The following is a 1,258-nucleotide window of genomic DNA, read 5'->3' as shown; positions in this document are numbered from 1 at the left end:
AAGCCCAGAAAAAGGAGTTAAGGAACTATATAGGAGGATTATTGGGAGAAAGTGAGAGAAAAAAACTGTCTCAGATAGCTACAAACAGTATAGATGTGTCATACCACAGCTTACGACATTTCTTGGTAAGAGCGAACTGGTCAGAACAAGAAATCAATCAGCGTCGTCTACAGGTAATGGACGGTTGTGGTCAAACCAGAATAGCCAAAGGATTTTCCCTAATCGTAGATGACAGTGGACATAGAAAGAGTGGAAATTTTACAGCGGGAGTGGGACGACAATATATTGGAGAAATTGGCAAAACTGATAATGGAGTAGTGGTAGTAACAACCCATTTATATGATGGGACAAAGAGCCTACCATTAGACATAGAATTATATCAACATGCCAACTCCTTACCAGAGGGAAAAAAAGATGCCGAGTTCGTGAAAAAACCGGAATTAGCCTTCAAGTTAATCGAGAGAACTTTAAACCGAGGACATCGACCCTCAATAGTAATTATTGATAGTGGTTATGGCAACAATGGAACATTTCTAAAAAAGTTAGAAAAACGGTCATTAAAGTACTTAGGAGGTGTGGCGAAAAATCGGAAGATAACGATAACAAAAACAGAGAAAATCAAGGTAACTCAAAGAGCAGATGAGTGGGCACAGAGCCTATCCAAGGAGGCTTTTACTAAGGTCGAGATGAATTTAGAGTCTCCTAAAACCGTCTGGGTTGCTGTCACAGAAGGAGAAATATCTCGTCTTAGTGGAACCAAAAGTCTAGCTATCGTTATGAATGCTCCGACTTTTACTGAAGCTACCGATGTGGATTATTTTCTCACTAATGTAGACTCGAAAATCGTTACCCCAGAATGGATAGTTTCGACTTATTCTCAAAGAAATTGGGTGGAAGTCTTCTATCGAGAAGCAAAGGGATGGTTAGGATTAAAAGAATATCAAGTTAGACATAAGAGAAGTTTACTCAGACATTTTATCTTAGTCTATTGTGCTTATACTTTTATTCTTTGGCATCGATTAACTGGGGGATTAAGAAGGCGATGGGCAAACCAACCTTTCAACAGTTTTCCTGAGGCTTTGGAAGCTTTTCGTACAGCAATATCTTACCGTTTTTTCCGTTGGCTTGAGGAAAATCAGAACCTATTTGCTGTTTACAAAGCGAGTTTAGGCTTCATTTGGGCTTGATTTTTACCAAAGTCCCGTTAAGCAACGAGTCCGGCAAAGTGTAAAGAAGGTCTCCCCAGAGAACGATTGAG

Annotated in this window: 1 protein-coding gene; it reads left to right on the top strand. The window is 39.7% G+C overall.

Annotation, left to right across the window (positions count from 1 at the left end; genetic code table 11):
• A partial coding sequence (locus F6K53_RS43440; RefSeq protein WP_293086940.1) for an IS701 family transposase occupies window positions 1-1,187 on the top strand: 1,187 nt, incomplete at its 5' end.
• Window positions 1,188-1,258 lie beyond the last annotated feature (71 nt).

Origin of the sequence: Moorena sp. SIO4A1, from assembly GCF_010672065.1 — a bacterium.
GTDB lineage: Bacteria > Cyanobacteriota > Cyanobacteriia > Cyanobacteriales > Coleofasciculaceae > Moorena.
Note: the sequence above shows the minus strand (reverse complement) of the source record. Positions and strands in the feature narration are given on the sequence as shown.